Annotated in this window: 23 protein-coding genes; 12 read left to right on the top strand and 11 right to left on the bottom strand. The window is 65.8% G+C overall.

Going from position 1 to position 26,642, the window contains the following annotated elements; all coding sequences use genetic code 11:
- Positions 1-24 precede the first annotated feature (24 nt).
- From VGQ44_09670 to VGQ44_09660, 3 genes are read right to left on the bottom strand one after another with little or no spacing between them, the layout of a single operon-like run.
- Positions 25-1,509: a lipase maturation factor family protein gene (locus VGQ44_09670; GenBank protein ID HEV8447081.1), complete on the bottom strand. Its 1,485-nt coding sequence runs from the start codon at positions 1,507-1,509 to the stop codon at positions 25-27.
- Positions 1,506-2,924, bottom strand: coding sequence for an NAD(P)/FAD-dependent oxidoreductase (locus VGQ44_09665; protein ID HEV8447080.1), 1,419 nt, complete (start codon positions 2,922-2,924; stop codon positions 1,506-1,508). The genes VGQ44_09670 and VGQ44_09665 overlap by 4 nt, the downstream gene beginning before the upstream one ends.
- On the bottom strand, positions 2,921-4,297 hold the full coding sequence (locus VGQ44_09660; protein HEV8447079.1) for a DUF5700 domain-containing putative Zn-dependent protease: 1,377 nt from the start codon (positions 4,295-4,297) through the stop codon (positions 2,921-2,923). The genes VGQ44_09665 and VGQ44_09660 overlap by 4 nt, the downstream gene beginning before the upstream one ends.
- A gap of 252 nt (positions 4,298-4,549) precedes the next feature.
- Here VGQ44_09660 and VGQ44_09655 point away from each other — a divergent pair, with 252 nt between their 5' ends.
- The 9 genes from VGQ44_09655 (at position 4,550) to VGQ44_09615 (ending at position 12,072) form a co-directional block, all read left to right on the top strand.
- Positions 4,550-7,468, top strand: coding sequence for a M14 metallopeptidase family protein (locus tag VGQ44_09655; GenBank protein HEV8447078.1), 2,919 nt, complete (start codon positions 4,550-4,552; stop codon positions 7,466-7,468).
- A 356-nt stretch (positions 7,469-7,824) separates the two neighbouring features.
- The gene (locus VGQ44_09650) at positions 7,825-8,037 is read left to right on the top strand and encodes a cold-shock protein (GenBank protein ID HEV8447077.1); all 213 of its coding nucleotides are present in this window, start codon (positions 7,825-7,827) and stop codon (positions 8,035-8,037) included.
- The gene (locus VGQ44_09645; GenBank protein HEV8447076.1) at positions 8,034-8,273 is read left to right on the top strand and encodes a hypothetical protein; all 240 of its coding nucleotides are present in this window, start codon (positions 8,034-8,036) and stop codon (positions 8,271-8,273) included. The genes VGQ44_09650 and VGQ44_09645 overlap by 4 nt, the downstream gene beginning before the upstream one ends.
- A 3-nt stretch (positions 8,274-8,276) precedes the next feature.
- Complete coding sequence (gene rpsU, locus VGQ44_09640) at positions 8,277-8,480, top strand: 30S ribosomal protein S21 (GenBank protein HEV8447075.1); 204 nt, start codon at positions 8,277-8,279, stop codon at positions 8,478-8,480.
- Positions 8,477-8,695, top strand: a complete 219-nt coding sequence (gene infA, locus VGQ44_09635) for a translation initiation factor IF-1 (protein ID HEV8447074.1) — start codon at positions 8,477-8,479, stop codon at positions 8,693-8,695. Before rpsU ends, infA begins: the two co-directional genes overlap by 4 nt.
- A 10-nt stretch (positions 8,696-8,705) precedes the next feature.
- The gene (locus VGQ44_09630; GenBank protein HEV8447073.1) at positions 8,706-8,948 is read left to right on the top strand and encodes a hypothetical protein; all 243 of its coding nucleotides are present in this window, start codon (positions 8,706-8,708) and stop codon (positions 8,946-8,948) included.
- A 171-nt stretch (positions 8,949-9,119) separates the two neighbouring features.
- Entirely contained in the window at positions 9,120-9,572 is a 453-nt protein-coding gene (locus VGQ44_09625) for a hypothetical protein (protein ID HEV8447072.1), read from the top strand.
- Positions 9,573-9,677: 105 nt separating this feature from the next.
- Positions 9,678-11,552 (top strand): HAMP domain-containing sensor histidine kinase, encoded by a 1,875-nt coding sequence (locus tag VGQ44_09620; GenBank protein HEV8447071.1) that lies wholly within the window; start codon positions 9,678-9,680, stop codon positions 11,550-11,552.
- A 28-nt stretch (positions 11,553-11,580) separates the two neighbouring features.
- Positions 11,581-12,072: an FKBP-type peptidyl-prolyl cis-trans isomerase gene (locus VGQ44_09615; protein ID HEV8447070.1), complete on the top strand. Its 492-nt coding sequence runs from the start codon at positions 11,581-11,583 to the stop codon at positions 12,070-12,072.
- 33 nt (positions 12,073-12,105) lie between these two features.
- Here the strand turns inward: VGQ44_09615 and VGQ44_09610 are convergent, their stop codons facing one another.
- The 7 genes from VGQ44_09610 to VGQ44_09580 form a co-directional block, all read right to left on the bottom strand.
- Positions 12,106-13,056 carry a branched-chain amino acid transaminase gene (locus tag VGQ44_09610; protein HEV8447069.1) on the bottom strand — a complete coding sequence of 317 codons (951 nt, stop codon included), beginning with the start codon at positions 13,054-13,056 and terminating at the stop codon, positions 12,106-12,108.
- Positions 13,057-13,286: 230 nt separating this feature from the next.
- Positions 13,287-14,153 (bottom strand): TIM barrel protein, encoded by an 867-nt coding sequence (locus tag VGQ44_09605; GenBank protein ID HEV8447068.1) that lies wholly within the window; start codon positions 14,151-14,153, stop codon positions 13,287-13,289.
- On the bottom strand, positions 14,150-15,841 hold the full coding sequence (locus tag VGQ44_09600; GenBank protein HEV8447067.1) for a GMC family oxidoreductase: 1,692 nt from the start codon (positions 15,839-15,841) through the stop codon (positions 14,150-14,152). Before VGQ44_09600 ends, VGQ44_09605 begins: the two co-directional genes overlap by 4 nt.
- Before the next feature lie 77 nt (positions 15,842-15,918).
- A complete protein-coding gene (locus VGQ44_09595; GenBank protein HEV8447066.1) occupies positions 15,919-18,603 on the bottom strand; it encodes an ABC transporter permease in 2,685 nt (894 codons plus the stop codon).
- Positions 18,596-18,928 (bottom strand): PadR family transcriptional regulator, encoded by a 333-nt coding sequence (locus tag VGQ44_09590; GenBank protein HEV8447065.1) that lies wholly within the window; start codon positions 18,926-18,928, stop codon positions 18,596-18,598. Before VGQ44_09590 ends, VGQ44_09595 begins: the two co-directional genes overlap by 8 nt.
- Positions 18,929-19,029: 101 nt before the next feature.
- On the bottom strand, positions 19,030-19,641 hold the full coding sequence (locus tag VGQ44_09585) for a gluconate 2-dehydrogenase subunit 3 family protein (GenBank protein HEV8447064.1): 612 nt from the start codon (positions 19,639-19,641) through the stop codon (positions 19,030-19,032).
- 17 nt (positions 19,642-19,658) lie between these two features.
- Positions 19,659-21,593, bottom strand: a complete 1,935-nt coding sequence (locus VGQ44_09580; GenBank protein ID HEV8447063.1) for an amidase — start codon at positions 21,591-21,593, stop codon at positions 19,659-19,661.
- 150 nt (positions 21,594-21,743) lie between these two features.
- Between VGQ44_09580 and VGQ44_09575 the strand changes: the two genes are divergently transcribed.
- From VGQ44_09575 to VGQ44_09565, 3 genes are all read left to right on the top strand, one after another.
- A complete protein-coding gene (locus VGQ44_09575; GenBank protein HEV8447062.1) occupies positions 21,744-22,520 on the top strand; it encodes a carboxypeptidase-like regulatory domain-containing protein in 777 nt (258 codons plus the stop codon).
- A gap of 330 nt (positions 22,521-22,850) precedes the next feature.
- On the top strand, positions 22,851-24,254 hold the full coding sequence (locus VGQ44_09570; protein ID HEV8447061.1) for a M20/M25/M40 family metallo-hydrolase: 1,404 nt from the start codon (positions 22,851-22,853) through the stop codon (positions 24,252-24,254).
- A gap of 58 nt (positions 24,255-24,312) precedes the next feature.
- The gene (locus VGQ44_09565; GenBank protein HEV8447060.1) at positions 24,313-24,810 is read left to right on the top strand and encodes an LURP-one-related family protein; all 498 of its coding nucleotides are present in this window, start codon (positions 24,313-24,315) and stop codon (positions 24,808-24,810) included.
- A gap of 258 nt (positions 24,811-25,068) precedes the next feature.
- On the opposite strand, the gene ftcD is transcribed toward VGQ44_09565, so the two are convergent.
- Positions 25,069-26,592, bottom strand: coding sequence for a glutamate formimidoyltransferase (gene ftcD / locus VGQ44_09560; protein HEV8447059.1), 1,524 nt, complete (start codon positions 26,590-26,592; stop codon positions 25,069-25,071).
- Positions 26,593-26,642: the final 50 nt, after the last annotated feature.

The following is a 26,642-nucleotide window of genomic DNA, read 5'->3' as shown; positions in this document are numbered from 1 at the left end:
GCCGGTCGGCCGGTGGACCGGTGATTACCTGACCCAGCCGGACGCTTCGAGTGAACTGATAAAGCCTGGTGTTTGCAGCGACACGGGGTGCATCAACTCTCCGACCAGGGTGCGGGCCCACACGTTGCGGCTCGCGAGGCGCTCGTCGAAGGTCGTGAATCGATACTCGTACATCGTCGCGCGAATCCATTTCGGCGGCGCATTCGGGAATGGATTTCCGGCCATGAGTGCAAGCGTCGGTGCGTCGTTTTGCAGAAGCCGCGCGACGAGTCCCGGGAACCACGTCCCGGTCATTCCCGGGCTCAGTGGGATGAACCACATCAGCCAGTCGAGACGCAGGTGGTATGGCGCGACCAGCGGCAGCGAACGCCGGACGTCGCCCGGTTTCGCCTTGAACTGATACTCCTTCCATTCCGAGGCGGGCGTCACGACGCTGTCGGCACTGCCCTCGAGAATTACCTCGTAGCGCTTGCGCGAGATGCCGCCGAACGCGCCGTAGGTGTTGACGAGATGCAGCGGCTCGAAGCTCGCGTTCATGAGCTGCTCGCTCGAGAAAAGATTGAGCAGCGGGCGAACGCTGAGCAGCGCGACGAGCACCGTCAGCGCGCCGACGGCGATCTGGTGCGGCGTGGCGAGCGGCTGGAGCACCGCCGGTCGCGAAAGAATCTTCGATAGCATCGCGTCGTCGAAGCACGACATCGAGACCACGATCGTGAGCCAGTTCAGCCACGACAGGTTGCCGCTGATGATGATCGAGCCCTGAAAGAGCACCGTGACGACGCCGGCGACGCGTCGCACGTTCGCGATCGGGATGAGATAGCCGAACGGCGCCGCCAGCTCGGCGAAGTGGTTGAACAGCACGCCGAGCTTGCTGAGCCAGACCGGCGATTTGGCCAGATACCAGCTCACCGGATTCGGCAGCGGCTGCGTCTCGTAGTGGTAAACGAGACAGGTGAGGTCCCGCCAGCAGGAGTCGCCGCGTAGCTTGATCATTCCGGCGCCGAACATGAGGCGGAAAAGCACCCACCGAAACATCCAGATGACGACCGTCGGAGGCGCCGTGTCGCGCGCGCCGAGGAACATCGCGAGGAAACCGCACTCGAGCAGCAGCGCCTCCCAGCCGAATCCGTACCAGATCTGTCCGACGTTGTTGATCGACAGATAGGCGATCCACATCCAGCCCCAGACCGCCACGCTCACCGGCGTGCCGAATCGCTCCGACAGACCGCTCAACGCGAACAACGCGAACACGACGCCCGACCACGACAGCGCCATCGCGAATCGGTCCGAGTAGTGCCAGAAGAACACGCTCGGCGACTCGATGAACCGCGCGTTCTGCACGAAGAACGGCGTCGGGGTGAGGCCGTGCGCGCCGAGGAGCGGACGGAATTGGTTGACCGCGACGATGAACGCGATGAGGTAGATCCCGGCCAGGCCGCGCTGCAGCAGGAGGCGCGTGATCCAGTAGTCGCTCGTCGAGCCGCCGAAGAGCGCCGACGCCGAGATCATGCGCGAATGCCGAGCGAGCGAAGGGCGGAGCGCGCCGCGTTGAATCCCGACATACCGTGCACGCCCCCGCCCGGCGGCGTCGACGCGGAGCAGAGATACCAGCCGCGCACGGGGATGTCGTACGGATTCAACGAGAGCGTCGGCCGCGCGATGGTCTGCCACAACGTGTTCGCCCCGCCCACGATGTCGCCGCCGATGTAGTTCGCGTTGTGTCGTTCGAGGTCGGCCGGCGTCGTGACGTGCCGCTCGAGAATGAGATCGCGAAAGCCGGGCGCGAACCGTTCGACCTGCGCTTCGATGCGGGCCGTCATGTCGACGGTGGATCCGTTCGGCACGTGACAATACGCCCAGCCCGTGTGCCGTCCGGCCGGCGCTCGCGTGTCGTCGAACAGGCTCGGTTGCGCAAGCAGTACGAACGGTCGTTCCGGGTGCCGTCCGTCGGCGACCTCGCGCTCGCTCGCCGCCAAATCGTCGAGGTTGCCGCCGACGTGCACGGTGCCGGCGCCGCGGCAGTCGTCGGCGCGCCAGGGAATCGCCTCTCGGAGCGCCCAGTCGAGCTTGAACACGCCGGGGCCATACTTGTACCGGAGAAGACGTGCGCGATACCGAGCCGGAAGTCGATCGCCCGCGATCTCGACGACGTGGCGCGGGCTCAAGTCGAACATCACGACGTCGGCCGCGTCGAGCTCGCGGTGATCGACGACCCGGTGCCCGGTGACGATCGAGCCGCCGAGCGACGATAGATGCGCGGCGAGCGCGTCCGGAATTGCCTGTGCTCCGCGGCGCGGCAACGGCCAACCGAACGCGTGGCCGGTCATGCCGAGCACCAGCGCGAACGACGCGCTCGCCGGTGCGTCGAGAGGGAGCAGCGAGTGAGCGCCGATACCGGCGAAGAGGGCGCGGGCCGCTTCGCCGCGAAAGTTCGCGCGGGCGCTCCCCGTCACCGAACGAAGCGCCTTCAATCCGAATCGAGCGAGCGCGATTGGATGATGCGGGGGGATGAGCGGCCGCAGCAACGCGTCGAGCAGCGAATCGGCATGCTCGACGAGAGGGCCGAAGATGCGGCGGTACGCGCGGCCGTCCCGCGCGAACGTGGCGGCGGTCTGGTCGAGGGATCGTCGCAGAATAGCCGCGGTACCGTCGTCGAGCGGATGACCGAGCGGCACCACCGGATGAATCCACTCCAGTCCGTACTGGCCGAGTGGCAGTGAGCTGAAGAACGGCGACGCCATCGCCATCGGATGGATCGCCGAGCAGACGTCGTGCGTGAAGCCGGGCAGCGTGAGCTGCGCCGACCGGCTTCCGCCGCCGATGGTCTCTTCGGCCTCGAGGACCGTGACCTCGAGACCGGCTTGCGCCAGCGTGATGGCCGCCGCGAGCCCGTTCGGACCCGAGCCCACGACGATCGCGTTCATTGTATCAGGTACTTCTTCTCCAGTGCGTCGAGGAGCGCCACCGATTTCGCCGAGAATGGCGGCGGGTTGCCGCGCTTGGCTTCGGCGGACGCGTAGATCCGAAGGAACGCGAAGAAGTCGTGGACAGCGGGGTAGAGCGAGTCGGCGCCGAAGGTCTCGTCGATCTCTCGGGCGACGTAGGACCCGTTGAAGTGGCCGCTCGACGGGAGCAGCTCTCTCACGCGACGACCGACCGCCGGCAACTTGGTCGAGTCATCCGCGGCGACGACCAGCGCCGAATCGATCGAGTGAATGACGGCGGGGGTCCGCGCGTAGGCGTCGTTGTAGTTCTTGGCGTACGCCGCCCTGTTCGCCGTTTTGCCCGGCGCAAGTGGATGCGGCTTGTCGATCAAGTCGGCGATCCCTTCGTTTCGCATGTTGCGCAACGCGAAGTAGAGGGTGGCGGACGAGTCGCCCATGGGATCGCGGAGGGTGCTGAGCATACTCAAATACGTATGGTGAAATTCGTGGGCAAGCAGCAGCGTCAGGCTGCCGTCCTCGTAGATGTGATCGATGTCGATGACCACGCCTGCCGGCCCCAGCGAATAGGCGTCGTCGACGAAAACAGTGAACGCGACGAGCGGCGGACTCTTTCCTTCGGTGGCGTGTGGCGGCAAGAATCGAGCGGCCAGGGCGACCGCTTGCTCGACTGGAAGCGCCCGCGCGACCGAGTCGCGATACTTGGCGATGCCGGCGCGGTTGGGGATGGTCGCGCGAAAATGCCGCAGCAGACCGGCTTGTTGGTTGTTCATCTTGGTCAAGCTGTCGAACTCGGCGGTACGCGACGGCCGCAGCGCGATCTCCATGTCCGATCGTGTGCTCGAGATCTGCTGCATGGACAACCGATAGCCGACCGTCGAGAACATCCGGTGCCAGTCGTCTTCCGACGGTTCCACGTCCTTGGCGAGCTGGTCGGCGAGTCGCCAGAACTCGTCTACGCCCGAAAAATCCAACCCAGTGGCGGGGAGTGGTGGCAACGTGACCTCGGCACGGATGCGAGCCACCTCGGCGGCCCGCTCTCGGACCGGCGCCGACGTTCCGCACTGCGCGTCGAACGACTTGAACTCGTTCGCCGTTCCTTCTAACCAGCCCATCCGCTCAATGGCTTGGAGGATGTCGATCCGCAGGGAGCATTTCTCGTCCGCCGCAGCGACGGGCATCCTCAGGCGAGCGACGGCCAGCGCGTCGCGCCAACGCCCGGCGCGATTCAGTTTCGCGGCGCTGTCGGCGGCCGGCACGGGGTTGGGGCTGGAACCCTGCATCGCGGGTGCTTGCGCGGCGGCCAGGTTGGCCGTCGCCAGGGCAAGGGGAAGCTGAAACAGACGGCGAATCACGCGCTCCTCCGAGGTGGGTTCGACGCTGGAACAGATGCCCCGCAAGCCCCGACGGTTTGAAGCCCGACGTCGAGAATCTCAGGCGGTTCGGGCGCTTTGCCCAGGGGCAAATCAGCCAGCGTTGGACCCTTCCGGCCCGTATTCCCAGAGGCCAATCTATCTCCTGGCCCGAGGACGGCTTTGGCCCTCGGTCCGGGCGCATCCACCCGGCGTCCGCCTTACACTCACATGTTCTCGAGGTCTCAAGAGACGATGCGGATTCTCCGCTCCTGGCGACTTGCGTTCGCGCCGATCGCCTTCGCCGCCGTCACCGCCGGCGCGCAGGGTCACGTCACCTCGCCGAAGGAGTTCTTCGGCCACAACATCGGCGACGACTACTGGCTCCCCAACTACGATCAGTTCCTGGCGTACTGGAAGAAGATCGACCAGGAGTCCGACCGGATGCAGGCGGTCGAAATCGGTAAATCGTCGGAAGGCCGACCGCAGATGGCGGCGATCATCACGGCCCCGGAAAACTTCAAGCTCCTCAAGAAATACCAGGACATCTCGCTGCGGCTCGCGAAGGGCGAAGGCCTCACCGACGCTCAAGCCCACGAGCTGGCGAAGGAAGGCAAGGCCGTGGTCTGGTTCGACGGCGGCCTCCACGCCACCGAAGTCCTCGGCGCGAACCAGCTGATCGAGACGACCTATCAGCTGCTCAGCCGCAACGACGACGAGACGAAGCGCATCCTGCACGACGACATCATTCTCGCCGTGCACGCCAATCCCGACGGCATGCAGCTCGTCGCCGACTGGTACATGAAGGACAAGGACACGCTGGCGCGGTCGATGAACATCCCGCGTCTCTACAACAAGTACGCCGGCCACGACGACAACCGCGACTCGTTCATGTCGAACCTGAACGAGACCAAGAACGTGAACCACTTCATGTTCTGGGACTGGCACCCGGTGATCATGTACAACCATCACCAAGCGGGCCCCGCGGGCACGGTGATGTTCTCGCCGCCGTTCCGCGATCCGTTCAACTACAACTTCGACCCAATGATCGTGATGGGGCTGGACATGGTGGGCGCGGCGATCCACCAGCGCCTGCTCGAGCACAACATGCCGGGCTTCACGATGCGTTCGGGGTCGAGCTACTCGACGTGGTGGAACGGCGGTTTCCGCACGATCGGCTACTTCCAAGGAATCATCGGCATTCTCACGGAGACGATCGGCAACCCGACGCCCGAGCGAATTCCGTTCATTCCCGAGCAGCAGCTTCCGCGCGGCGATCTGCCGGCGCCCGTGCCGCCGGGTGTGTTCCACTTCCGCACCGCGATCGACTACTCGGTCGAAGCGAACTATGCGATCTTCGACCTCGCCTCGCGCTATCGTGAGACGTTCTTGTACGACAAGTACCTGATGGCGAAGCATTCGATCGAAGAAGGGAACCGCGACAACTGGACCATCTCCGGCAAGCGGATCGCCGAGGCCGAAGCGGCGCTCAACGGCACGAGTGCCACGCAGGCTGGTGCGCCGGCGGGAGGCGGTGGAAACGGTCGTGGAGGCCGCGGTGGGCGCGGCGGCGCCGGTGCGCCGGCTCAGGCGGCCGATCAACCCGGCGGAGCAGTCGGCAACCCGGGCGCTCCATTCGGCCGAGGCAACGGCAACATCGACGCGCAGATGCACGCGTACAACGACGTGCTCCACGCCAAGGACAAGCGCGATCCGCGCGGCTACATCATCCCGTCGGACCAGCCGGACTTCCTCACGGCGATCAAGTTCGTGAACACGCTTCGTCACGTCGGCGTGTACGTCGATCAGGCGACGGCGCCGTTCAAGGTCGGGAGCAAGAGCTATCCGACCGGTTCGTTCGTGATCAAGACGGCGCAAGCGGCCCGCGGCCAAGTGCTCGACATGATGGAGCCGCAGGACCACCCGAACGACTTCGCGTACCCGGGTGGTCCGCCGCGCCGGCCGTACGACAACGCGGGTTGGACGCTCGCCTACGAGATGGGTGTGCAGTTCGACCGAGTGCTCGACGGCTTCGACGTGCCGAACCTGAAGCAGATTCGTGGCACCGAGCTCGCGAAGCCGATGGCGGGGACGCTGGCGAATGCGTCGGGCGCCGCCGGCTTCCTGATGTCGCACGAGGAGAACGACGCGGTCACCGTTCTCAATCGAGTGTTCAAGGCGAACGGCGAGGTGGATTGGCTGCGCTCGCCGGTTCAGGCGAACGGCAAGACGTATCCCGCCGGCACGTTCTTCATTCCGGCGGCGAGTGCGGCCGTGCTGCAAAAGTCGGCCGCGGACTTGGGCGTGAGCTTCGTCGGTGTCACCTCGCGTCCCGCCGACGCGATCAAGCTCTCCGAGAAGCGCATCGCGCTGTTCGATCAATACGGCGGATCGATGCCATCGGGTTGGACGCGCTACGAGTTCGAGCAGTTCGAGATTCCTTATACCGTCGTGTATCCGCAGGACCTCGACGCCGGGAATCTCAAGAGTAAATTCGACGTGCTCATCCTCCCGTCGGGCGCGCAGGTTCGCGGCGCCGGCGGCGCGGGCTTCGGTGGCCGCGGCGGGGGTGGGGGCGGAGGCGGCGGTCGCGGGGGCAACATCCCGGCCGAGTATCAGAAGATGACCGGACAGATGACGCCCGAGGCGACCGTGCCGGCGCTCAAGCAATTCCTGAACGACGGTGGAGTCATCGTCGCGGTCGGAACGGCGACGTCGCTCGGCTACGCGCTCAACCTGCCGATCGAGAACCACCTCATCGTGCGCGGACCGGGGCAGCCCGATCGCGCGCTGACCGGCGAGGAGTACTACGTGCCGGGCTCGATCCTCAACGTTGCCGTGGACAACACCGATCCGGTCGCGGCGGGCTTCGACAAGCACCTCGACGTTTTCTTCGACAACAGCCCGGTGTTCCGCCTGTCGCCCGACGCCGCGCTCAAGGGAACGAAGGCTGTGGCATGGTTCGACAGCGCGACCCCGCTGCGCAGCGGTTGGGCGTGGGGGCAGAACTATCTCGAGGGCGGCGTCGCCGCCGTCGAGTCGAGCGTGGGCAAGGGCAAGGTCTATCTGTTCGGACCTGAGATCACGTTCCGCGGGCAGCCGCACGGGACGTTCAAGTTCCTGTTCAACGGCATCTACGCGCCGACGAACATGACGCAGGCAATCGTTCCATAAGGGAAGCCGACGGGCCCGTGCAGGCGGGCCCGTCGGCGCTCGCGCGGTGTTGAAGGCTTGCGTGCGCGAGGCGCAACCAGGCGGCCGCGTCCGAAGTCGTCCGACGTCGGCGGGCCTTGTCGGGATGGTTTCGCAGCGCTATATTTAAATAAGCGAAACATGTGCAGTTTGCATGGACAAGTTCCGAATTCACTTGGGGCCTGCCGAATTGCGAGCAGGTCCTTTTTGCGTCCAACCGCTTTTGTCCCGCGATCGCGGGAAACCCATCGTGAGGGCATGATCACGAAGCACGTTGTGTTGGTTCGTACGGTATCCTCGAACTCCGAACACAACAAAGAACACGAGGAGTAGGACATATGCGTACGACTGGCACGGTCAAGTGGTTCAACGATGAGAAGGGCTTCGGCTTTATCACGCCTGAAGGCGGGCAGAAGGACTGCTTCGTTCATCACTCGGCCATTCAGGGTGGCGGCTTCAAGACGCTCGCCGAAGGCGAACGCGTCGAGTTCGACGTGGTGCAGGGACAGAAGGGGCCGGCCGCGGAGAACGTGACAAAGCTGGGTCGTTGACCCGAGTCGTCGGCTCCCGCGAGGGAGCGGACCAGCGCCGTGTAGTCGAGCCGTTCGCCGGCCCGAACGCACGGCGCGCGTCGTTTCGGCTCGCCGCGACGCCGATCCCACTGGCCCTGCCGATGTGGGCGACCCACGCCGTTTCAGGCACCGCCGGCTTACGACTCGCGCTCTGGGACGAAGACCGTAAGGGTTTGGTCGGATTCCGCGACATCGTTCTCGACGGAACGAGGTAACGCATGCCAGAGATCATTCTCGACGAGACCGATCGCCTCGACTGGGCGCTCAAGACGTTCAAGCGATTGGTGCAGCGGGCGGGCATCCTCCAGGAGCTTCGCCGACGCCGTCATCACGTCAAACCGAGCGCCGCGCGACAGATCAAGTCGAAGGCGGCCAAACGAGCGCGGGATCGAGCCGCGCGCAAAAAAACCAGGAATGCATGAAAGAAGAAGCCATCGAGATGGACGGCACGGTGTTCGAGGTGCTCCCGAGCGCGATGTTTCGTGTCGACTTGGACAACGGCCACCGGCTGCTCGCCACCGCGGCCGGCAAGATGCGGCGATTCCGCATTCGCATCCTCGCTGGCGATCGCGTCACGGTCGCCGTCTCACCGTACGATTTGGGCCGCGGCCGCATCACATTCCGTCACAAGACGTGAGGGTACACGCATGATCATTCCCGTTCGAGTCGACGCTCGATGGATATCGTCACTGGACAACGCCAACCTCCTCAGCGCCGAGCTGACGCTGCACGAAGATTTCCGGCTGCACGAGCGGACGGAGAAGGCACGAAGCGGTGCGCGTTACATGCTCCTCAACGGCCCATCGAACCTGGTCAACGCGTGGCTTCGCTGGCTGCTCGTGAGTAATGCGGCGAGAAGCCGCGGACTCGCCGTGCACCATCACCGATGACGCAATAGCGATCAAACGGACGGCCGTCTCAGTCGCCGCAAACGCGGAACGAGAAGCTCACGCGAGAAGCGCGACGGTACGCGACTCGGTCGACTTGCACGGCAGGGCCACGGCGAGATATGATGAGGCCCTCGAGCCGCCGGGGGAAAAGATCGGGCTGAGGACGTGGTGATGCGGAAAAGACTCACGGTGGCCGCGGTGGGATTGGTCGTCGTTGGAGCGCTCGCCTGCACGCACTCTCCAGCCGCGACACAGACTTCACCGTCGGCCGGTTCGGGATCCGCTACGCTCGCTCGGGTCTACTACTGGCGCGCGAAGCCGGGTAAGTTCGCCGAGTACACGGACTACATCTCGAAGTTGGCCGAGCCGATCGATCGCGAAGCACAGCGCCGCGGCGCGTTCTTGTCCGTGACGACCTATTTGGCCAGCGACACATCGTCGACGTGGACGCACATGCGGGTCTTCATCCTTCGCGATTCGGCGCAGCTGGCGGGCCTGTCGGCCGCCCTCGACGCGGCCGGCGTCGCGCTCGAGCCTGACAGCGCCAAGCGGCGGGCTCGCGGTCAGTATGGTGCCACGCTTCGCGACGCCGCGGGCAATGCGACCTACAAGCTGCTGCCCTGAGCCGAAGGGCTTCGCGGGGCGCGGAAAGTCGCGCGAAGCGGCGGCAGGCGCCCTTCCGTCGTGGCGGCCCCGAGTGTGCATGGGACCGTGTGACCCTCGCCACACGTGAGTAGGCCCCTGACCCGTCACCGGCTGTCCGCCGCCCAGACGCTGTCGATCGCGAGCACCGCGATCGTCGCGGCCGCGCTGGGAATTGCCGTTATCGTCGTGTGGGTCACGTTGACCCGCGCGGCGGTCAATGACGCCCAGACGGGACTGGACCGGGCGGTTCGGCAGCTCGTGAACGTCACCGTAAACAGTATTCGGACCGGTCAGCTTCGATATGCTCGCATCGCCGAGGATACGGCGATCAGGAACGCTCTCCGAACGCCCGCGCCAAGAAACTTCGACGCGGCCCGCGGGGCGCTGCGAAGCCTCGGCGTGCGCCCCGACTCGGGTCTTCCGATCGAGCTTTGGAATGAGGCGGGAGCTCGCTTGGCCGCCGTCGGCACGGACAGCGGCGGGACGATCGGCCTCAACATCCCGGCGGAATCGGAGCCGGAGTCCATCAGCGGCCGCGGACTGGACTCCCTGCGCATCGTGGATACGGCGCAGATCGGCGAGCTCCAGCGAGTGGGCGGCCGCACGCTCTTCTGGTTCATCGTGCCGGTGCGAGAGAGCGGAATGCTTCTGGGTTTCGTGGCGTTGCGGCGGCACATCGCGACGAATCCCCAGACCGAAGCGACGATTCGAGAGCTGAGCTCAGCGACCGGGTACTGGAGGAACGTCGACGGCAGCACGTGGACCTCCGTCGGAGGATTCCCAGAGTCGCCGCCCGATTCGACCCTTTCCAATCAGGGCGGCAGGGGTGAACGATTCCGAGCGACCGCGGGGGGACGAGTTCTTTTTTCCGAAGGCCGCGTCGCCGGCACGCCGCTCGTTTTCGGACTGGAGACACCGCGCGCCGCCGTTCTCGCCGTTCCCAACGCAACGTCGCGGCAGCTGGCGCTCTTGTGCCTATTGCTCGCGCTCGCGGCCGCGTTGGTCACGTGGTTCGTCGGCCACCGGATATTGCGGCCTCTCACCGAGCTCACGGACGCCGCCGACGCGGTGGCGCGCGGCGAGTATTCGACGCGCGTCGGAGCGGTCGGCAGAGAAGATGTCGTGCGGCTTGCGTCGAGCTTCAATCGCATGGCGCAGCAGATCGGCGACGACCGAAAGCTGCTCGAGACGGCGAATCGCGCGAAGTCGGATTTTCTGGCGTCGATGAGCCACGAGTTGCGCACGCCGCTCAACGCCATCGGCGGGTACGCGGAGCTGATGGAGATGGGCGTTCGCGGACCGATCACCGACGAGCAGCGACGCGACCTCTCTCGCATTCGCACGAGCCAGTCGCACCTTCTCGGCTTGATCGGCAGCTTGCTCGACATGAGCCGCATCGAGCGAGGACAGATCACGTACGCCGAGGAGAACGTGGCGCTCGATCCCCTGCTCGCCGGCCTCGAGGCGCTCGTGCTGCCGCAGACGACCGTCAAACAGCAGACGCTCGTGTATCGCGGCGAGCAGGACGTCGCGGCGCTGGCCGACCGCGAAAAAGTGCGCCAGATCGTCCTGAATCTTCTCTCGAACGCCGTCCGATACTCGCCGAGTGGCGCGACGATCACGATGAGCGCGCACCGACTGGATGACACGACGGTGGCGATCGAGGTCAGCGACACCGGTCCCGGCATTCCGCTCGACCGGCAGCGGGTGATCTTCGAGCCGTTCGTGCAGCTCGACCGCTCGCTTACGCGCACCAACGAGGGCGTGGGCCTCGGACTGTCGATCAGCCGGGATCTCGCTCACGGAATGCGCGGCGAGCTCACGGTGACCAGCGCTCCCGGCGAAGGGTCTTGCTTCCGGCTCACCTTGCCGGCGGGCACCGTCGACGCCTCGACCTCGAGCATGCAAACGGGAGCGTATGGTGTGCCCGCCGTGCCCGCCGAGTCGAACGGCCGTTAGTCAACTCATTACAAAGGATCAGATCTTGTTGCGAAGAAGAACGCTCGCCGCAGCCTGCGCGGTGTCCGCGTTGCTGGCCGGCTGTGGCGATTCAACCGTCGCCCCCGCGCCGCCAGGCGGCACCGATCCGGCGACCACGACCTACGCGGCGTCGCTGGGAGTGAACATCTCGGCGATGACCAAACTCTCCGACGCGCTGTACATCCAGGATCTCGTCACCGGAACGGGCAGCGCCGCGGCCAAGGGCCACGGGCTGACCGTGACCTACACCGGCTGGCTCGCGAACGGGACGCAGTTTGACAGCAACGTCGGCAAGACGCCGCTCACGTTCACGCTGGGCGTCGGTCAGGTGATCCAGGGATGGGATCAGGGGATCGTCGGCATGAAGATCGGCGGCACGCGACGACTCGTGATCGGATCGGCGTTGGCGTATGGCACACAGGGACGTCCGCCGGCGATTCCGAGCAACTCGACGCTCGTCTTCACGGTCACGCTGGATTCGCTGCAGGACCTGCCGTAGCGCGCGCCGCGCGCCACGGCAGGTGCCGCGCGATCAGACGCCGGCGACCGCCTCGCTCGACGCGCCAGCGTAGGCCAGCCACTCGCGATAGTCGGCGTCGCGCCCGTACACGACGTCGAAGAACGCCTGCTGGATGCGCTTCGTGACCATGCCTGGGCGGCCGTCGCCGAGCGCGCGTCCGTCGACTTCGGTGATCGGCATGATCTCGACCGCCGTGCCGGAGAAGAACAACTCGTCGGCGAGCGCGATGTCGGTCGTGCTGATGGGACGCACGTTGACCGTGATTCCGAGGTCGTGGGCGATCTTGAGCACGCTGTCGCGGGTGATACCCATGACGATCGACGCGTCCATGTCGTTCGTGATGAGCGTTCCGTCGCGGACGATGAACAGGTTCGCGCCGGAGCCTTCCGCGACATCCCCCTTCGAGTTGAGCAGAATCGCGTCATCGTAGCCGCGGCGAATCGCTTCCTGGACGGCGCGCACCGAGTTGGTGTAGTGGCCGCAGGCTTTGACGAAGGGCGGAAGCGTCGATGAGTCGATGCGTGAGACCGTCGAGACGGTCGTGCGCACGCCGCGGTTGGATTCGCCCTGGAAGTACGGTTTGCCGGGGACGGCGATGATCGCCACGCTCACCGGACAATCCTTCGGCCACACGGCGAAGCTGTACGAGTCGAAGAACGCGAGCGGCCGGAGGTACGCGTTCGTGAGCCCGTTCGCGCGAACGACCTCGAGCGAGGCGGCGCACAGCTGGTTGAAGTCGAACGGAATGTCGATCTCGTAGAAGGACGCCGACATGAAGAGGCGCCTGATGTGCGCGTCGAGACGGAAGATCGCGGGGCCTTCGGGCGTCTCATAGCAACGCATTCCCTCGAAGACGCCCGTGCCGTATTGGAGCGCGTGGGCGCTGACGTTGATGGTGGCGTCGGCCCAGCGCACGAGCTCGCCGTTGAGCCAGATGAAGTCGGATTTGGTGAAGGGGGCCATGGTTCCCGAGAGTTGGAGGTCGACCGTGGGAGTATGCCGCGAGTGCTAGAGCGAGGCAAGCGGCAGTCCGTCATTTTGGCGCCTCGGGCTACCAACTCGGGCGAGAAAATTCGATGCAGAGAACGCAGGCTGGATCGCCTTTCAAAGTCTGTGTCGTCTGCGTTGAGTTTTGTCGTCCGCCGATCGAAACTCGCCGGGGCGCACCGGCGCCCGATCAGCGTCATCGCCGTTCACACGTCGCAGATCTCGTAGGCCTGTTTGAGCGATGCGATCGGATCGCGTTTGGGGACGAACTCCTGCCCCACGAAACCGGTGTATCCCGTGTCGGCGATCGCCTGCATTACGCGGCGGTAGTTCAGCTCCTGCGTCTCGTCGATCTCGGCGCGGCCTGGGACGCCGCCGGTGTGATAGTGCGCGATGTGTTGCGAGTTGTTGCGGATCGTCCGAATGACGTCGCCTTCCATGATCTGCATGTGATAGATGTCGTACAGCAGCTTGAGGCGCGGCGATGCGACGCCTTGCACGACCTGGACAGCCCACGCCGTGTGATCCGCTTGATAGTCCTTGTGATCGACCTTGCTGTTCAACATCTCGAGGCAGAGCGTCACGCCCTGCTGCTCGGCGATCGGCGTGACGCGCTTGAGACCGGTGATGCAGTTGGCGATCCCCTCGCCGTCGGAGAGACCGGCGCGGTTGCCGCTGAAGACGACGATGTTCGGAATTCCGGCGGCGGCGACCAGCGGCAGCATCCGCGTCGCGTCGGCGACGAGCTTGTCGTGGTTGTCTGGGCGGTTGAAGCCGACGGGAATCTGGCCGAAACCGTTGGCCATCGCGCACTCGAGGCCGTGCTTCTTCACGACCGGCCATTCCGGCTCGCTCAGCAGCTCGACGGATTTGTAGCCGATCGACTTCGACGACTCGCACAGGTCGTCGAGCGGAATCTTCGCGTAACACCAGCGCGACACGGACTGCTTGAGCCGCGACGCGCGAGTCTCGAGCCGCGATTCGCCGAACGCGGCTTGCGGCGCGAGCGCGACGCCGGCGGTCAGCGCGCCCAACGCGCCGAGCGCTTCGCGACGGGAGAGGTCGCGCGTCACAGCGCGTTCTGCTTCGTGAGCGTCACGGCGTGCGACACCGCGCGCGCGGTGAGGGCCATGTACGTGATGCTCGGATTCTGGCAGCCGTTGCTCGCCATGCACGCGCCGTCGGTGATGAAGAGGTTCTTCACGTCCCACGCCTGGTTCCAGCGATTGAGCACGCCCTCGGTGGCTGTCTTGCTCATGCGGGCGCCGCCCATCTCGTGGATGCAGTGGCCCGGCGGATTGTTCGACCCATGCGTGCGGATGTCCGTACAGCCCGCGGCGTCGAGCATCTCGGCCATCGCGGTCTTCATGTCCTCGTCCATCGCCCGCTCGTTCTCGCGCCAGCGCACGTCCATGTGCGCGGCAGGAATGCCCCACTTGTCCTTGACGTCGGGATCGAGCGTGACGCGGTTGTCGGGGTGGGGAAGCGTTTCGCCCCAACCCGACGCCGACAGCGACCACGGCCCGAGCTCGTCGATCAGCGACTGCTTGAACGCCGCGCCGTACCCCGGCATACTGGACCCGCGTCCCCAACCGCCCCGCCCTGAGCCGCCCTGCATCCCGTAGCCGCGCAGGAAATTCGGATGCTCAGTCGTCACGTTCCTGAAGCGGACGATGTAGATGCCGTTCGGGCGGTGGCCGATCGTTCGCTTGTCGGTGAAGCCCGGCACCGTGCCGCCCGCGCCCGATCCGTAGTGATGGTCCATCACGTAGCGGCCGAGCAAGCCGCTCGAGTTGGCGAGGCCGTCGGGGAAGCGCGCGCTCTTCGAGTTGAGCAGCAGGCGGACCGACTCGATCGTCGACGCGCACAAGAACACGACGCGCGCCGTGTACTCGCGGGATTCCATCGTGTTGGCGTCGATCACGCGGACGCCGCTGGCGCGAGACTTCTTGGGATCGTAGAGCACCTCCGCGACGACGCTGTTCGGGCGCAGCGTGAGGTTGCCCGTCTTCGACGCGGCGGGCAGAGTCGACCCTAGACTATTGAAGTACGAGTGCGTGATGCAGCCGCGCTCGCACGGGCCGCAGTAGTGGCAGGCCAGCCGACCGTTGTGATTCTTGGTCAGAATCGCCGCGCGGCCGATCGTCATCACGCGTTCGTTGTTGAACGCCTTGAGGATCTTGGGCCGAGCGTCGTGCTCGACGGCGGTCATCTGCATCGGCGGCAGGAATTCGCCGTCGGGCAGCTGCGACAAGCCCTCGCGTGCACCGGTGATCCCGATAAAACGCTCGACGTGCGAATACCACGGGGCTATGTCGGAATAGCGGATCGGCCAGTCGTTGCCGTGGCCGTCCTTCGCGTTCGCGGTGAAATCGAGATCGCTCCAGCGATACACCTGGCGACCCCACGTGATGGACCGTCCGCCAACTTGCCGGCCGCGGAACCACCGGAAGGGCGCGTCGGCCGGGTTCGTGTACGGATTCTCCGCGTCCTTCACGAAGAACTTGTGTCCCACCTCGTCGCACGCGTAGCACTCGCGTTGGATCGGATGATCCGCCTCGAGCAGCTTGCGGTCGCCGAGCCCGCGGAAATGCATCTGCCACGGTTGGACGTGCTCGACGAAGTCGTGGTTCGGATCGACGGGGCCGCCGGCCTCGAGCACGAGCGTCTTGAGTCCCTGCTCAGTGAGCTCTTTGGCCGCCCAGCCGCCGGAGATCCCCGAGCCGACGACGATCGCGTCGAAATGCGTGGTGTCACGCATGCGTCGGTTTTTCGTGGAGGATCGGGAGGAGGAGGTTCATGTCGTCTATGCTGGCCCGACCCTCCGCGGTCGTCAAGTCATTCCGATCGAAGCGCCACGACAGGATCGACGCGCGTGGCTCGACGCGCCGGAACGACGCACGCGATCGTCGCCGACCCGCCGAGCACGGCGGCAACGACCACGAGGACGATTGGGTCGTTCGGTCGCACGCCGAAAAGCGATGCGGCAATCGCGCGCACGAGCAGCATGCCCAAAGAGAATCCGATCGCCATGCCAAGCGCCGTTTGTCGCGCGCCTTGGCGAGCGATCAGACGCAGCACCGCCCCGGCCGTCGCGCCGAGCGCGAGCCGGATTCCCATCTCGCGGGCGCGGCGGCTGACCGAGAACGTCATCACGGCGTACAGTCCGATCGCGGACAGCGCGAGGGCTACGACGCCGAAGACCACGAACATGCTGGCGAACACGTCGAACAGGAACAGCGGCTGCGCCATGACGTCGGTCATGCTCTGCACGCCGTAGACCGGAACCTCGGGATCAATCGCCGCGACGATTTTGCGCAAGGCGGCCGCGGCGGACGCGCCGTCGCCCCCTCCCCTAAACGCCAGCGCGGCGGAGGCAACGCCGGTCTGCTGCGAGAATGACGTCAACACCTCCGGTGGCCAGGGGTCGTCGAACGTCGAGGCGAACAACGTGGGGATGACGCCGACAACGGTGAGCCAAGGCGCGTCCGGCGCTGATGAGACACGAAGTCGACCGCCGATCGGGTCACGACCCTTGAGCACGCGGCGAGCGTAGGACTCGCTCACCACGGCGACGCCTTCGGTCCCGGCCCGGTCGCCGGCTGCAATCGTCCGCCCACGGACGACACGAACGCCGAAGGTTTGGAAGAAACCGGGCGTGACGCTGAGCGTTCGGGCGATCGGGTGATCGCGGTCGCCACGATACGTTTGGCCTTCGACCGTGATATGGTGCGCGATCCACCCCGTTCCCGGCAGGCCGGCGCCGACGTACAGGTCCTCGTGTCCCGGAAGTTTCTCGACGTCGCGCGCGAGCGCCTCGAAGAAAGCGCGTTGGCGAGACGTGTCGCGAGTGGCCAGCGTGACGTGCGCCGTCGTGATTCCTCGAGTGTCGAATCGCGGATCGACGTTGCGCAGTTCGACGATCGTTCGCGTGATGAATCCCGAGGCGAGCAACACGGCGGACGAGACGGCGATTTGAACGACGACGATCGCCCGGCTGAGACGTCCGACGCGCAGCGATGACGCGCCGTGCGACTCATCCTTGAGGATCGCCGCCACGTCGAGGCGTGACGACTGGATGGCCGGGAGCAACCCCGATACGAGACTTGCCGCTATCGCGACCGCCACGACGAATGCCAGCACCGGTGGATGGAGACGAACATCCATCCAGAACATCGGTCCGGGCGCCCCGGCGACCGCGCGATTGAACAGCGTGATCCCGAGCTGCGCGATTGCCATGCCGAGGCACGCCGCGATGATGGCGAGAATGCCCGATTCGACGAGCGATTGTCGCATCACGGCGAGGCGTGACGCGCCAAGTGCCGTACGGATTCCGATCTCACGCGAACGGTTCACCGCTCGGTCGAGGAGAAGGTTCGTGACATTGGCGCACGCGACGAGCAGCACCAGAAAAACGGCGCCGAGCATCGCGTAGAGAAGCGTGAAGAAGCGCGGGTTCACGCTCGCGCGCACGAAGGGCAGGACGGCGATTCGCAGATGGCTGTTGGTATCCGCCACCGGGCGTGCGGCCGCGATCTGTCGCGCCAGCTCCTTGAATTCGGCGTTGGCATTGTCGTACGGCACGTCGGGGCGCAGTCGGCCGATGAGACTGACGACCGGCCCTCCGCCGGCCGCCTGCGCGGGCGCGGGATCCGTCGGTAGCGGCAGCCACACTCTCGTGCTGGCCGGAAACTCGAACCCCGGTGGCATGACGCCGACGATGGTATGCGGACGGCCGTCCACCCGAAGCGTGGTACCGAGCGCGCTGGAATCGGCCGCGAACCGATCGCGCCAGAGCGCGTAGCTGAGGACCGCCGTCGGCGGTGCGTCGGCAGCGACGTCCGCCTCGACGAAGAGCCGACCGAGTCGGGGGCGAACGCGCGCGACGTCGAGGACGCCGCGCGTCACGCGCGAGGCTTGCACACGGTCGGGGCGATCGCCGCCGCTGACGTTCACGGTCGCGTCGGAATAGCCGCCAAGGAACTCGAACGACCGTTGCTGCGTCCGATATTTCGTAACGTCGGCCAGCGGCACCAGCGCGTCAACACCCGGCTGTGTCGGATCGATGAATTTGACGACCGCGATTCGCGACGGATCGTCGTACGGCAGGCCCTTGATGAGCAGCCCATAGATCACGCTGAACATCATCGTCGTGAGCCCGATGCCGAGCGCCAGCGCCGCGCTACCTGCCACGAGCGTCCCCGGACTGCGCCGCAGCGAACGAAGCCCATATCGAATGTCTTGCAGGATCGACGACGACGTCCAGACGCGTGCCCGGCTCGGCGCCTCGCGACGGCGCTTTCCAGCGACCGCTTGGTCGAACTCCCGCTCGTGAAGTTGCGCGAGCAGTGCCTCGCGCGCGGCCTTCTGTCCGACCCTGGGGGTCATCTCCTCGAACTGTTGCTCGAGGTGGTGCCCGACCTCTTCGACGATTTGCGCTTCGTCCTCGGGGCGCAACTTGGCGCCGGCGAGGCGCGCGCGAACGTCGGAGCGCCAATCGAATGTTCCGTTTCGCTCACGCATAACGCACCCCCGCGACCCGGTTGATCGCGCCGACGAACTCGCGCCAGGTCGTGCGCTGGGCCTCGAGCGCGGAGCGGCCGGCGGGTGTGATTCGATAGTAGCGGCGGCGCCGCTCACCGGCTTTTTCCACCCACCGCCCGAGGATCAGCCCACGCTCCTCCATTCGATAGAGGAGGGGATAGAGCGAGGCGACGTGAAATACGAGAACGCCGGCCGATCGTGATTCGATCAACTTCTGGAGCTCGTACCCGTGGCGCGGCTCGGCGTCGAGCAACGACAACACCAAAAACTCGGCACTGCCCTTTTTGAGCTCGTCGGTGAGCATGGGGGGGGAGTCTGATATGTGTGAGCCACACATATGCGACTCCAGGACGATGTGTCAATCGCCCGGGATTAGCGGACGACGTGTCGTCGATTACGATTGAATTAACTTCGCGCCGCTTCGTGGTCCCCGCTGCGGTGCGCTGGGGCCGGGGCAGCGAGCGGCGCCGACCCCTCGAATCGGCCCGGCATGACTTCGACGTGGAGCACTTCCTTGGAAACGCGCTCGCTCGTGAAGTAGCCGTGGATGACGAGTCCCTTGAGACGCCAGTACGTGCGCATCGGCTCTTCGCGGCGGCTCGGCGCGTGCTCGAGCGCTTCGATGAGAGCGCCGCGTTCTTCGCCTGGTAGATCGACGAACGAACGCGTCGAGCGCCCAGCTTGCACGGTCGTGTCGGCAGATGTGGGCGCCGGCGGCGACCAGGTGCTCAATGTCGTGAGTCCGGCGAGGAACGCGGCGCGCTCAGCATCGGAGTAGTTCTCGCTCACGACCACGTCGACGAACGAGGGAACCTGGACGTCCGTTGCGCTCGGCGAATCGCTCCGCGGAAGAATCGTGTCGGCGATCGCGCCGACGAGCGACAGTTGTGCGTCGGTGAGGCCGCCGGCTGGGCGCACGCCGCTCGCGACGCGCGCCCATATGGCCATCGCATCGCGAGGGATGAACGCGAGCGCCGTCGCGGCGCCGAACGCTTTCAGTAGATCGCGGCGTTGCATCGCTGACAGGACTCCTACTAGAGCGTCGGGTGTTTCGTGTGCCAGTCCGTGTGAATCTGATACTGGTGCGCGACCGAGAGAATCTTGTCGTCGTTGTACAAATTCCCCGCGAGCACCGTGCAGATCGGCTGCGGATTGTACGTGACCGGTGGCGTCGTCGAATCGCCGGCGGCTCCGCCCCCGCCCCCCCGGCCACCGCGACCAGCGGGCTGCGGCTCGAACTTGTACGGCACGACCGCGCACGGATGTCCCGTCTGCGCGTGCAGCCCAACGTCATACCCGTTGGCGCCCGGCACGTACATGTCGAGATCCTTGAGCAGCTCGGCCATCTGCGTGATGAGAATCTGACGCCGGCGCTGCTGCTGAACGAAGTCCATCGCCTTCGGGAATCGCCCGCCGGTCCAACGCGTGAGCGCCGCCATGCCCGTCGGATTTCCAGCGTCGCCGCGACCGCCGCCACCACCACCGCCGCCACGACGACCGGCGGCCGCGCTATCGGGCGCGCCACCGGCGCGACCCGCGAGCGCGACGGAATCACCCGGCGCTCCGCCGCGTCCACCTCTGCCACCACCACCTCCGCCGAACCCGCCGCGACCTTGCGGCTCAGGAATCGTCGCGAGGTCGATGCCGAGCTCCTTCGCCTTCCACTGCACGTATGAGTCGAACGCCGCGGCCGACTCGACACCCAGTCCACCGCCCCCGCCGCCACCCCCCATCTGGGGTCGCGCGGCGATCTCCTTTGGATTCGCGCCGAGCTCGCGCAGCTTGTCGACGAACTCCTTCGGCGCCTGCGCGTCGATGCCAATGCGTACGGAAGCGAGCTTGATATTGGGGTCGAAATGGAAGGGCACCGTGATCGTACCCGGATCTTTCGGGTCGACGCCGTGAATCGTGTTGAAGACCATCGCCGCGTCCTCGATCGTGCGGCAGAGAGGTCCGACGCGGTCCTGCGACCACGCCAGCACCATTCCGCCATGGCGCGTCACTCGGCCGAACGTGGGACGCAGCGAACTGAGTCCGCACTCGCGTGACGGCGACACGATCGAGCCTGACGTCTCCGTGCCGATCCCGAACGCGACGCAGCCGGCGGCTGTCGCCGACGCCGGGCCGGCCGACGATCCGCTCGATCCGCGGCGAATGTCCCACGGGTTGTTGGTGCGTCCGCGATACCACTGGTCGCCTTGCGCGAAGAGTCCGGTCGCGAGCTTGGCGATGAGCACCGCGCCCGCGTTGCGCAGCCGCACGACGACTTCGGCGTCTTCATCGATGATGCGGTTCTCGAAATCCTTCGAGCCCCAGGTCGTGCGGACGCCCTTCGTCGAGAAGAGATCCTTCACGCCGTACGGGATGCCGTGCAGCGGGCCGTGGTATTTGCCGGCCTTGAGGTCGGCGTCGGCCTTGGCCGCCTCGGCCATCGCCTGGTCCTCCATGATCGTGACCGCGCAGAGCAACGTCGGATCGAGCCGCTTGATGCGGTCGAGATAGATGCGCGTGAGCTGCGTCGACGTGATGTGGCGAGCTTTGACGAGTGCGGAGAGGCGGTGCGCTGGGAGGAACGCGATCTCGGTCGGATCGGTCGGGACTTTGCCCGTCCATGGTTGAACAACGAAGGTGGCGCGCTGGAAGGCCGCCGCGCCGCGCTCGTTGATCAGCTTTTCCATGAGCGCACCGGTGCCTTCGTGATACGGCTGGAACGTCCACGAGACCGGTTCGCCGTTGCCGAGCGGCGGCGGGGCCGGCTGCTGCGGCGCACCCCCGTTCGGTGCAGCGGTCGGCGCCCCTTGGGCGAGAGCACTCGCGCCGAACCCGAACGTGCTCGCGGCGGCCGTCACGAGCGACCAGAACACGAAGTCGCGTCGGTCGATGCCGTGCGTTTCTTCCATTTCCTCGCCGAGAAATTCCAGCTCGTGCTGGGTCTGGTCGAGGAACTCGAGGTCTTCGCGAATGCTCATGGGCGCTCGTCGGGTCGCGGGTGATCGACAAGTATGTTCGCCGAGCCCGGGCGGCGACAGGGCTCCGCTTCGTCCCTTTGGCGCGGCCTTCGCGCACGTCTGGTCCCAAGTTTGGCGCAGTCATCCGGGCCACCCTTTAGCTTCCCAGTCATGCGCTCATCGGCCGTGTCGCTCTGCGCGATCGCCCTCCTTCCGGCCATGCTCTTCGCCCAAGGCGGGGCTCGGGGGGGAGGCGGTGGGGGAACGCTGCGCGGGATTGTCCGCGACTCGGCGGACCGGCCGGTGGCCAACGCCGAGGTCGTCGCGACTCCGGGGCCCCATCACGCGCGAACCGATTCGCTCGGCCGGTTCACGATTACCGGCACCGGCGGCGGGCAGTTCGTGTTGCACGCCAGAAAGCTCGGCTACTCGCCCGGTGAGGCGACGGCCGACATTCATGGTGACGGCTCGGCCGAGGTGAAGCTCATCCTCGAGCACCGAATGGCGAACCTCGACACGGTCGTCGTCCGTGAGGATGGAAGCTGCCCGGATCGTTCGCTCGACGGCTTCATGTGCCGGCGGAAGCGCGGCGACAAAGGCGTGTTCATGGACTACATGGACATCGACGACAAGGACCCGCTCACGACGGCAGATCTCTTCCGCGACATCCCGGGCTTCCGCGTCGACGTGCGGCCGACACGAACCGGCAATCGCAGGATCCCGGTGGCGACGGGACTACACTGCATGGTGTCGCTCGTGAACGGGCGCCCGGCGACGGCGGCCAATTTCGTCCCTGATCTGCCGTGGGACCTAATAGCACTCGAAGTCTACCCGACTCCGAATGACGTTCCGAAAGAATACCAGCGCTACATGTGGGATTCGGGGGCCGGGCAGCGGTGCGGAGTCGCGGTGTACTGGGATCTGTTCGCGAATTTGTCGAGCAAGTAGTAACGGCGCTTGTCTCGGGGCGTAGGCGGAGCGAGTGAGAGGAGCCAGACCGGCATCGAGGGTCGAGCACTCAGACTGCCTGAGAGCTGAGATGCCTGAGCCCGTGCTCAGACCGGAGAATGGAGACGGGCATCCTCGCACCTGGGTTCGGCGGTAGGGGGCATTCCTGGCGCAACAGCTTCAACGCAGCTCTCACGTCTCGCCATCCCGATGCTCGATCCTCGATGCTGGTCTGTCATCTAGACCGCCACACGGTGGACACGCAGCCGGCCGCGCCGTAGATAGATCGGCACTCCCCGTAGGTCCTTCCCCCGAGCCGCAACCAATCCAATGATTCGAGCGCGTACCACAGGTTTGTCGTGGATCCTCGCGGCGGCGCTGTCCTTTCCGATGGCCGGCGGCGCGCAGGCGGCAGGCGATTCCACCGCGGCTTTGCTCCGCGAGCTGATTCGCGCGAATTCGGCCAATCCGCCGGGGCGAACGCAGGCGGTCGACGAGATTCTCGCGGCGCGTTTTCGGGCGTTGGGGCTCGACGTGAAGATCGTCCCGACGCCGGATTCGTCGAAGACGCACCTCATCGCTCGGCTTCGCGGCGATGGGTCGAAGCGGCCCGTGTTGATCTCCGCGCACGCCGACGTGGTGGGTGTCGAGCGCGAGAAGTGGTCGCTCGAACCGTTCGACGGAATCGAGAAGGACGGGTACGTGTACGGCCGCGGCGCGATCGACTTCAAGGGTGGGATGGCGGTCTTCGCGCGGGCGGTGATGCTGCTCGCCGAGCGAAGAGTGCCGCTCGCGCGCGACGTGATTTTTCTGGCGGAGGCAGACGAAGAGAGCGGTGGCCCGTACAGCACGGAATGGCTGGCGAAGAGCAACTGGTCCGACATCGACGCCGAGTTCGCGCTGAACGAAGGTGGATGGATCATGAAGGGCGACGATGGGCACGTGCGGTACGTGAGCATCTCGACCGCGGACAAGATGTCGATCCCGCTCACGATCACCGCGCACGGAACGTCGACCCACAGCTCGATGCCGCGCCCCGACAACGCGATCTTCGCGTTGTCGCGCGGCATGGCGAAGATCTCCGCGTATGAGACGCCGCTCACCATCTCGCCGTCGACCAGAAAGTTCTTCCTCGCACTCTCCAAGACGAGCGCGCCGCCGATGTCCGGCTACTACCGCGACGTCGTCGGCGGCGATCCGGTGAAAGCGCGGCGAGCCGATTCCGTGGTGAGCCGAGATCCGCTGCTCCACTCGTTGATCCGCAACACGATCGCGCCCGTGATCGTCAACGGTGGGTTCCGCAACAACGTGATCCCCGGCTCGGCCCAGGCGATGATCAACCTCAGGTTGATTCCGGGCAGCGACCCGGCGGCGGTCGTCGCGACGCTCAAGAAGGTCGCCGGCGATCCGGGGCTGGATTTTTCGATCGGGAACCGCGTCTACGCGGCGTCGCCGGAATCGCCTGACACAACGGCGCTGTATCGCGCGTTAGAGAAGGAAGCGCACGCGACGTTCCCGGGCGCGGAGGTCACGCCGTATCTCTTTCAGGCGGGGACCGACGCGGGGGCGTGGCGGTCGCGCGGCGTGCCGGTCTACGGGATCTATCCCTATCCGATCGACGCCGACGAGCTGACGCGCATGCACGGCAACGACGAAAAGGTGAGCGTCGCGTCGCTCAAGCAGGGAACGGAAATGATCTATCGCGCGCTGGTGGACGTCGCCGGCAAAGAGTAGCTGCCGCGTCTCGTCGTACCCGTCCACCGGTCCACTTGTCTACCGGGCCCACCGAAGAATGCAATACATGATGAAGCAGAAGCTGCTGTCGTGGGGCGACGACTTCTACATCAAAGACAAGGACGGGAACGACGTGTATTTCGTGGACGGCAAAGCGTTCACGATCGGCGACCAGCTGTCGTTTCAGGATCTGGCCGGCAACGAGCTGGCGTTCATCAAGCAGCGCGTGCTGTCGTGGGGAAAGACGTACGAGATCTCTCGCGAGGGCCAGGTCGTCGCGACGGTCCGCAAAGAGCCGCTCGCCTTCTTCAAGCACCGCTTCACCGTCGAAGTCCCCGGCGTCGACGACAACTTCGACGCCGAGGGCAACCTCACGGACCACGAGTACCAGATCATGCGTGGAGAGAACGTCGTGGCCACGGTGTCCAAACAGTGGTTCGCGTGGGGCGACACGTACGGCATCGACATCCGCAGCAGCGAGGACCAGGTGCTCTTATTGGCCGTGGCCGTCGTGATCGACGAAGCTTGTCATCCGGATGACGGTAAGCGTCACTAGCGCCGCGGTCCGCTTGGCGTGGAAGGTTCGTGTTGGCCGATGGAGGTCTACGAGTTGGTACTGCAACGATTTCGCGGAAAAAACACGGATTTCGCGGAGTACAACCGAACGGCGAAAGGATTTATTGAACGACCTCGGGTCGCCACGCGTGGCACACCGAGGTCGCTCCACAAATCCCTTTCGCCGTTTCCTCTGCGTCCTCTGTGTCCTCTCTGCGTCCTCTGCGTCAAGTGGTTGCAGTTGCGGTTGCGGTTGTCGTCAACCGATCGCCGCTTCAACGGCAGCAGTCGCCTGGTCGGCGAGCGCGCGGGTCTTGGTCAGCAACTGATTCGCTTCGGCGACGAGGCCGGCGCCGCGCGGTTTGTCGTCGAGGGCCGAGATGTTGATGCGGACGTTGTAGACCGCGCTGCGACAAGCGGCGTCGGCGAGGAGCGCGGAGACTCCGGCGTCGGAGACCGCGTTCGAGTTCCCCTTCGTGGCGCACGTCGCGGCCAGCTCGGCGACCTTCGCGCACGCGCGCGCCGTCTCGAGCGGCACCTCGGCCGCGCCGATGAGAGCGTCGTCGATCGCGCGCTTGCGTTTGGCGAGCGCTTCGGCGGGCTCGGACGGCAGCTTGTACGCCGCGGAGACCGCACTGTACGCGTTCGCATCCTTGGCCACGAGCGCGGATAGTGTGTTGACCAGACCCGCGGCCTCGAGGGCGAGCGCGCGCATCTCCGCGTCTACGGCGACGTACTTTTTTCGGCCGGCGGTGAGTCCGGCGACCATCTGCGCGAGCGCCGCGGCGAGCGCGCCGGCGTGCGCGGCGACGCTGCCGCCGCCGGGCGTCGGCGCCGACGACGCGATGGATGCGATGAAGCCCGACACCGATTCGCCGCCTTGCACGGCCGCGCGCACCTTGTTCTCGAGGACGATCTCCGGCTTGAAATCGCGGAGTTGGATGTGGCGCGCCGCGGTCTCGAACAGCGCGCGCTCGGGAACGAGGCCGACGATCTCGCTCCAGGTCGGCGACACGCCCTGCGCCTCGGCTTCCATTTTCACCGTGTCGAAGGCGCGGTAGAGCGGCGTCTTCTCGGTGTCGACGAGGTTCATCGAGACCTGCGCTTGGCCGTCGACCTCGAGGCCGAGTCCCTTCACGTAGCGAAGTCCGCCGGAGGACCCGCGCACCGCCTTCGCGACGTTTTTCGCCACCTGCAGGTTCGACGCGGGGCCGAGGTAGACGTTGTACGCGACGAGGAACGGTCGCGCGCCGATCGCCACGGTGCCGGCGGTCGGATGAATCTTCGACGGACCGAAGTCGGGGATGCGGTTGGCGGCGCCTTTCGCCATCTCGTCGCGAATTCCCTCAAACTCGCCGCGCCGGATGTCGGCGAGGTTTTCGCGGTCCGGACGTGTGGCGGCGCGCTCGTACAAGAAGACCGGAATCTCCAACTCCTTGCCCACCCGTTCGCCGAGCTGCTTGGCGAGGACGATGCAGTCCTCCATCGTCGCGCCTTCGAGCGGAACGAACGGAACGACGTCGGTCGCGCCCATACGCGGGTGTTCGCCGCTGTGCGAGTTGAGATCGATGCGGTCGCGCGCCGCGCGGATTCCGGCGAACGCCGCATCCACGGCATGCTCGACGGCCACCACGAACGTGACGACGGTGCGGTTGTGCGACGCGTCCGACGAAACGTCGAGCAGTGCGACGCTCTCGACGGCGGCGATCGCGTCACGGATCGCGGAGACGACTTCGGGCCGGCGGCCTTCGGAAAAGTTCGGGACGCACTCGACGAGCTTCATGAAATGCGGTTGGGCAGTTGAGGCGATGGTGAGGCGGGTGGAACGAAACG

Source organism: Gemmatimonadaceae bacterium (assembly GCA_036003045.1).
In the GTDB taxonomy this organism is placed as follows: Bacteria; Gemmatimonadota; Gemmatimonadetes; order Gemmatimonadales; family Gemmatimonadaceae; genus JAQBQB01.
Note: the sequence above shows the minus strand (reverse complement) of the source record. Positions and strands in the feature narration are given on the sequence as shown.

Coding starts and splice junctions, on each gene's coding strand:
- VGQ44_09565 (HEV8447060.1), top strand. CDS start 24,313: ATGCAATACATGATGAAGCAGAAGCTGCTGTCGTGGGGCGACGACTTC.
- infA (HEV8447074.1), top strand. CDS start 8,477: ATGAAAGAAGAAGCCATCGAGATGGACGGCACGGTGTTCGAGGTGCTC.
- VGQ44_09580 (HEV8447063.1), bottom strand. CDS start 21,593: ATGAGCATTCGCGAAGACCTCGAGTTCCTCGACCAGACCCAGCACGAG.
- VGQ44_09610 (HEV8447069.1), bottom strand. CDS start 13,056: ATGGCCCCCTTCACCAAATCCGACTTCATCTGGCTCAACGGCGAGCTC.
- VGQ44_09590 (HEV8447065.1), bottom strand. CDS start 18,928: ATGCTCACCGACGAGCTCAAAAAGGGCAGTGCCGAGTTTTTGGTGTTG.
- VGQ44_09650 (HEV8447077.1), top strand. CDS start 7,825: ATGCGTACGACTGGCACGGTCAAGTGGTTCAACGATGAGAAGGGCTTC.
- VGQ44_09670 (HEV8447081.1), bottom strand. CDS start 1,509: ATGATCTCGGCGTCGGCGCTCTTCGGCGGCTCGACGAGCGACTACTGG.
- VGQ44_09630 (HEV8447073.1), top strand. CDS start 8,706: ATGATCATTCCCGTTCGAGTCGACGCTCGATGGATATCGTCACTGGAC.
- VGQ44_09600 (HEV8447067.1), bottom strand. CDS start 15,841: ATGCGTGACACCACGCATTTCGACGCGATCGTCGTCGGCTCGGGGATC.
- VGQ44_09625 (HEV8447072.1), top strand. CDS start 9,120: ATGCGGAAAAGACTCACGGTGGCCGCGGTGGGATTGGTCGTCGTTGGA.
- ftcD (HEV8447059.1), bottom strand. CDS start 26,592: ATGAAGCTCGTCGAGTGCGTCCCGAACTTTTCCGAAGGCCGCCGGCCC.
- VGQ44_09585 (HEV8447064.1), bottom strand. CDS start 19,641: ATGCAACGCCGCGATCTACTGAAAGCGTTCGGCGCCGCGACGGCGCTC.
- VGQ44_09665 (HEV8447080.1), bottom strand. CDS start 2,924: ATGAACGCGATCGTCGTGGGCTCGGGTCCGAACGGGCTCGCGGCGGCC.
- VGQ44_09570 (HEV8447061.1), top strand. CDS start 22,851: ATGATTCGAGCGCGTACCACAGGTTTGTCGTGGATCCTCGCGGCGGCG.
- VGQ44_09595 (HEV8447066.1), bottom strand. CDS start 18,603: ATGCGTGAGCGAAACGGAACATTCGATTGGCGCTCCGACGTTCGCGCG.
- VGQ44_09575 (HEV8447062.1), top strand. CDS start 21,744: ATGCGCTCATCGGCCGTGTCGCTCTGCGCGATCGCCCTCCTTCCGGCC.
- rpsU (HEV8447075.1), top strand. CDS start 8,277: ATGCCAGAGATCATTCTCGACGAGACCGATCGCCTCGACTGGGCGCTC.
- VGQ44_09655 (HEV8447078.1), top strand. CDS start 4,550: ATGCGGATTCTCCGCTCCTGGCGACTTGCGTTCGCGCCGATCGCCTTC.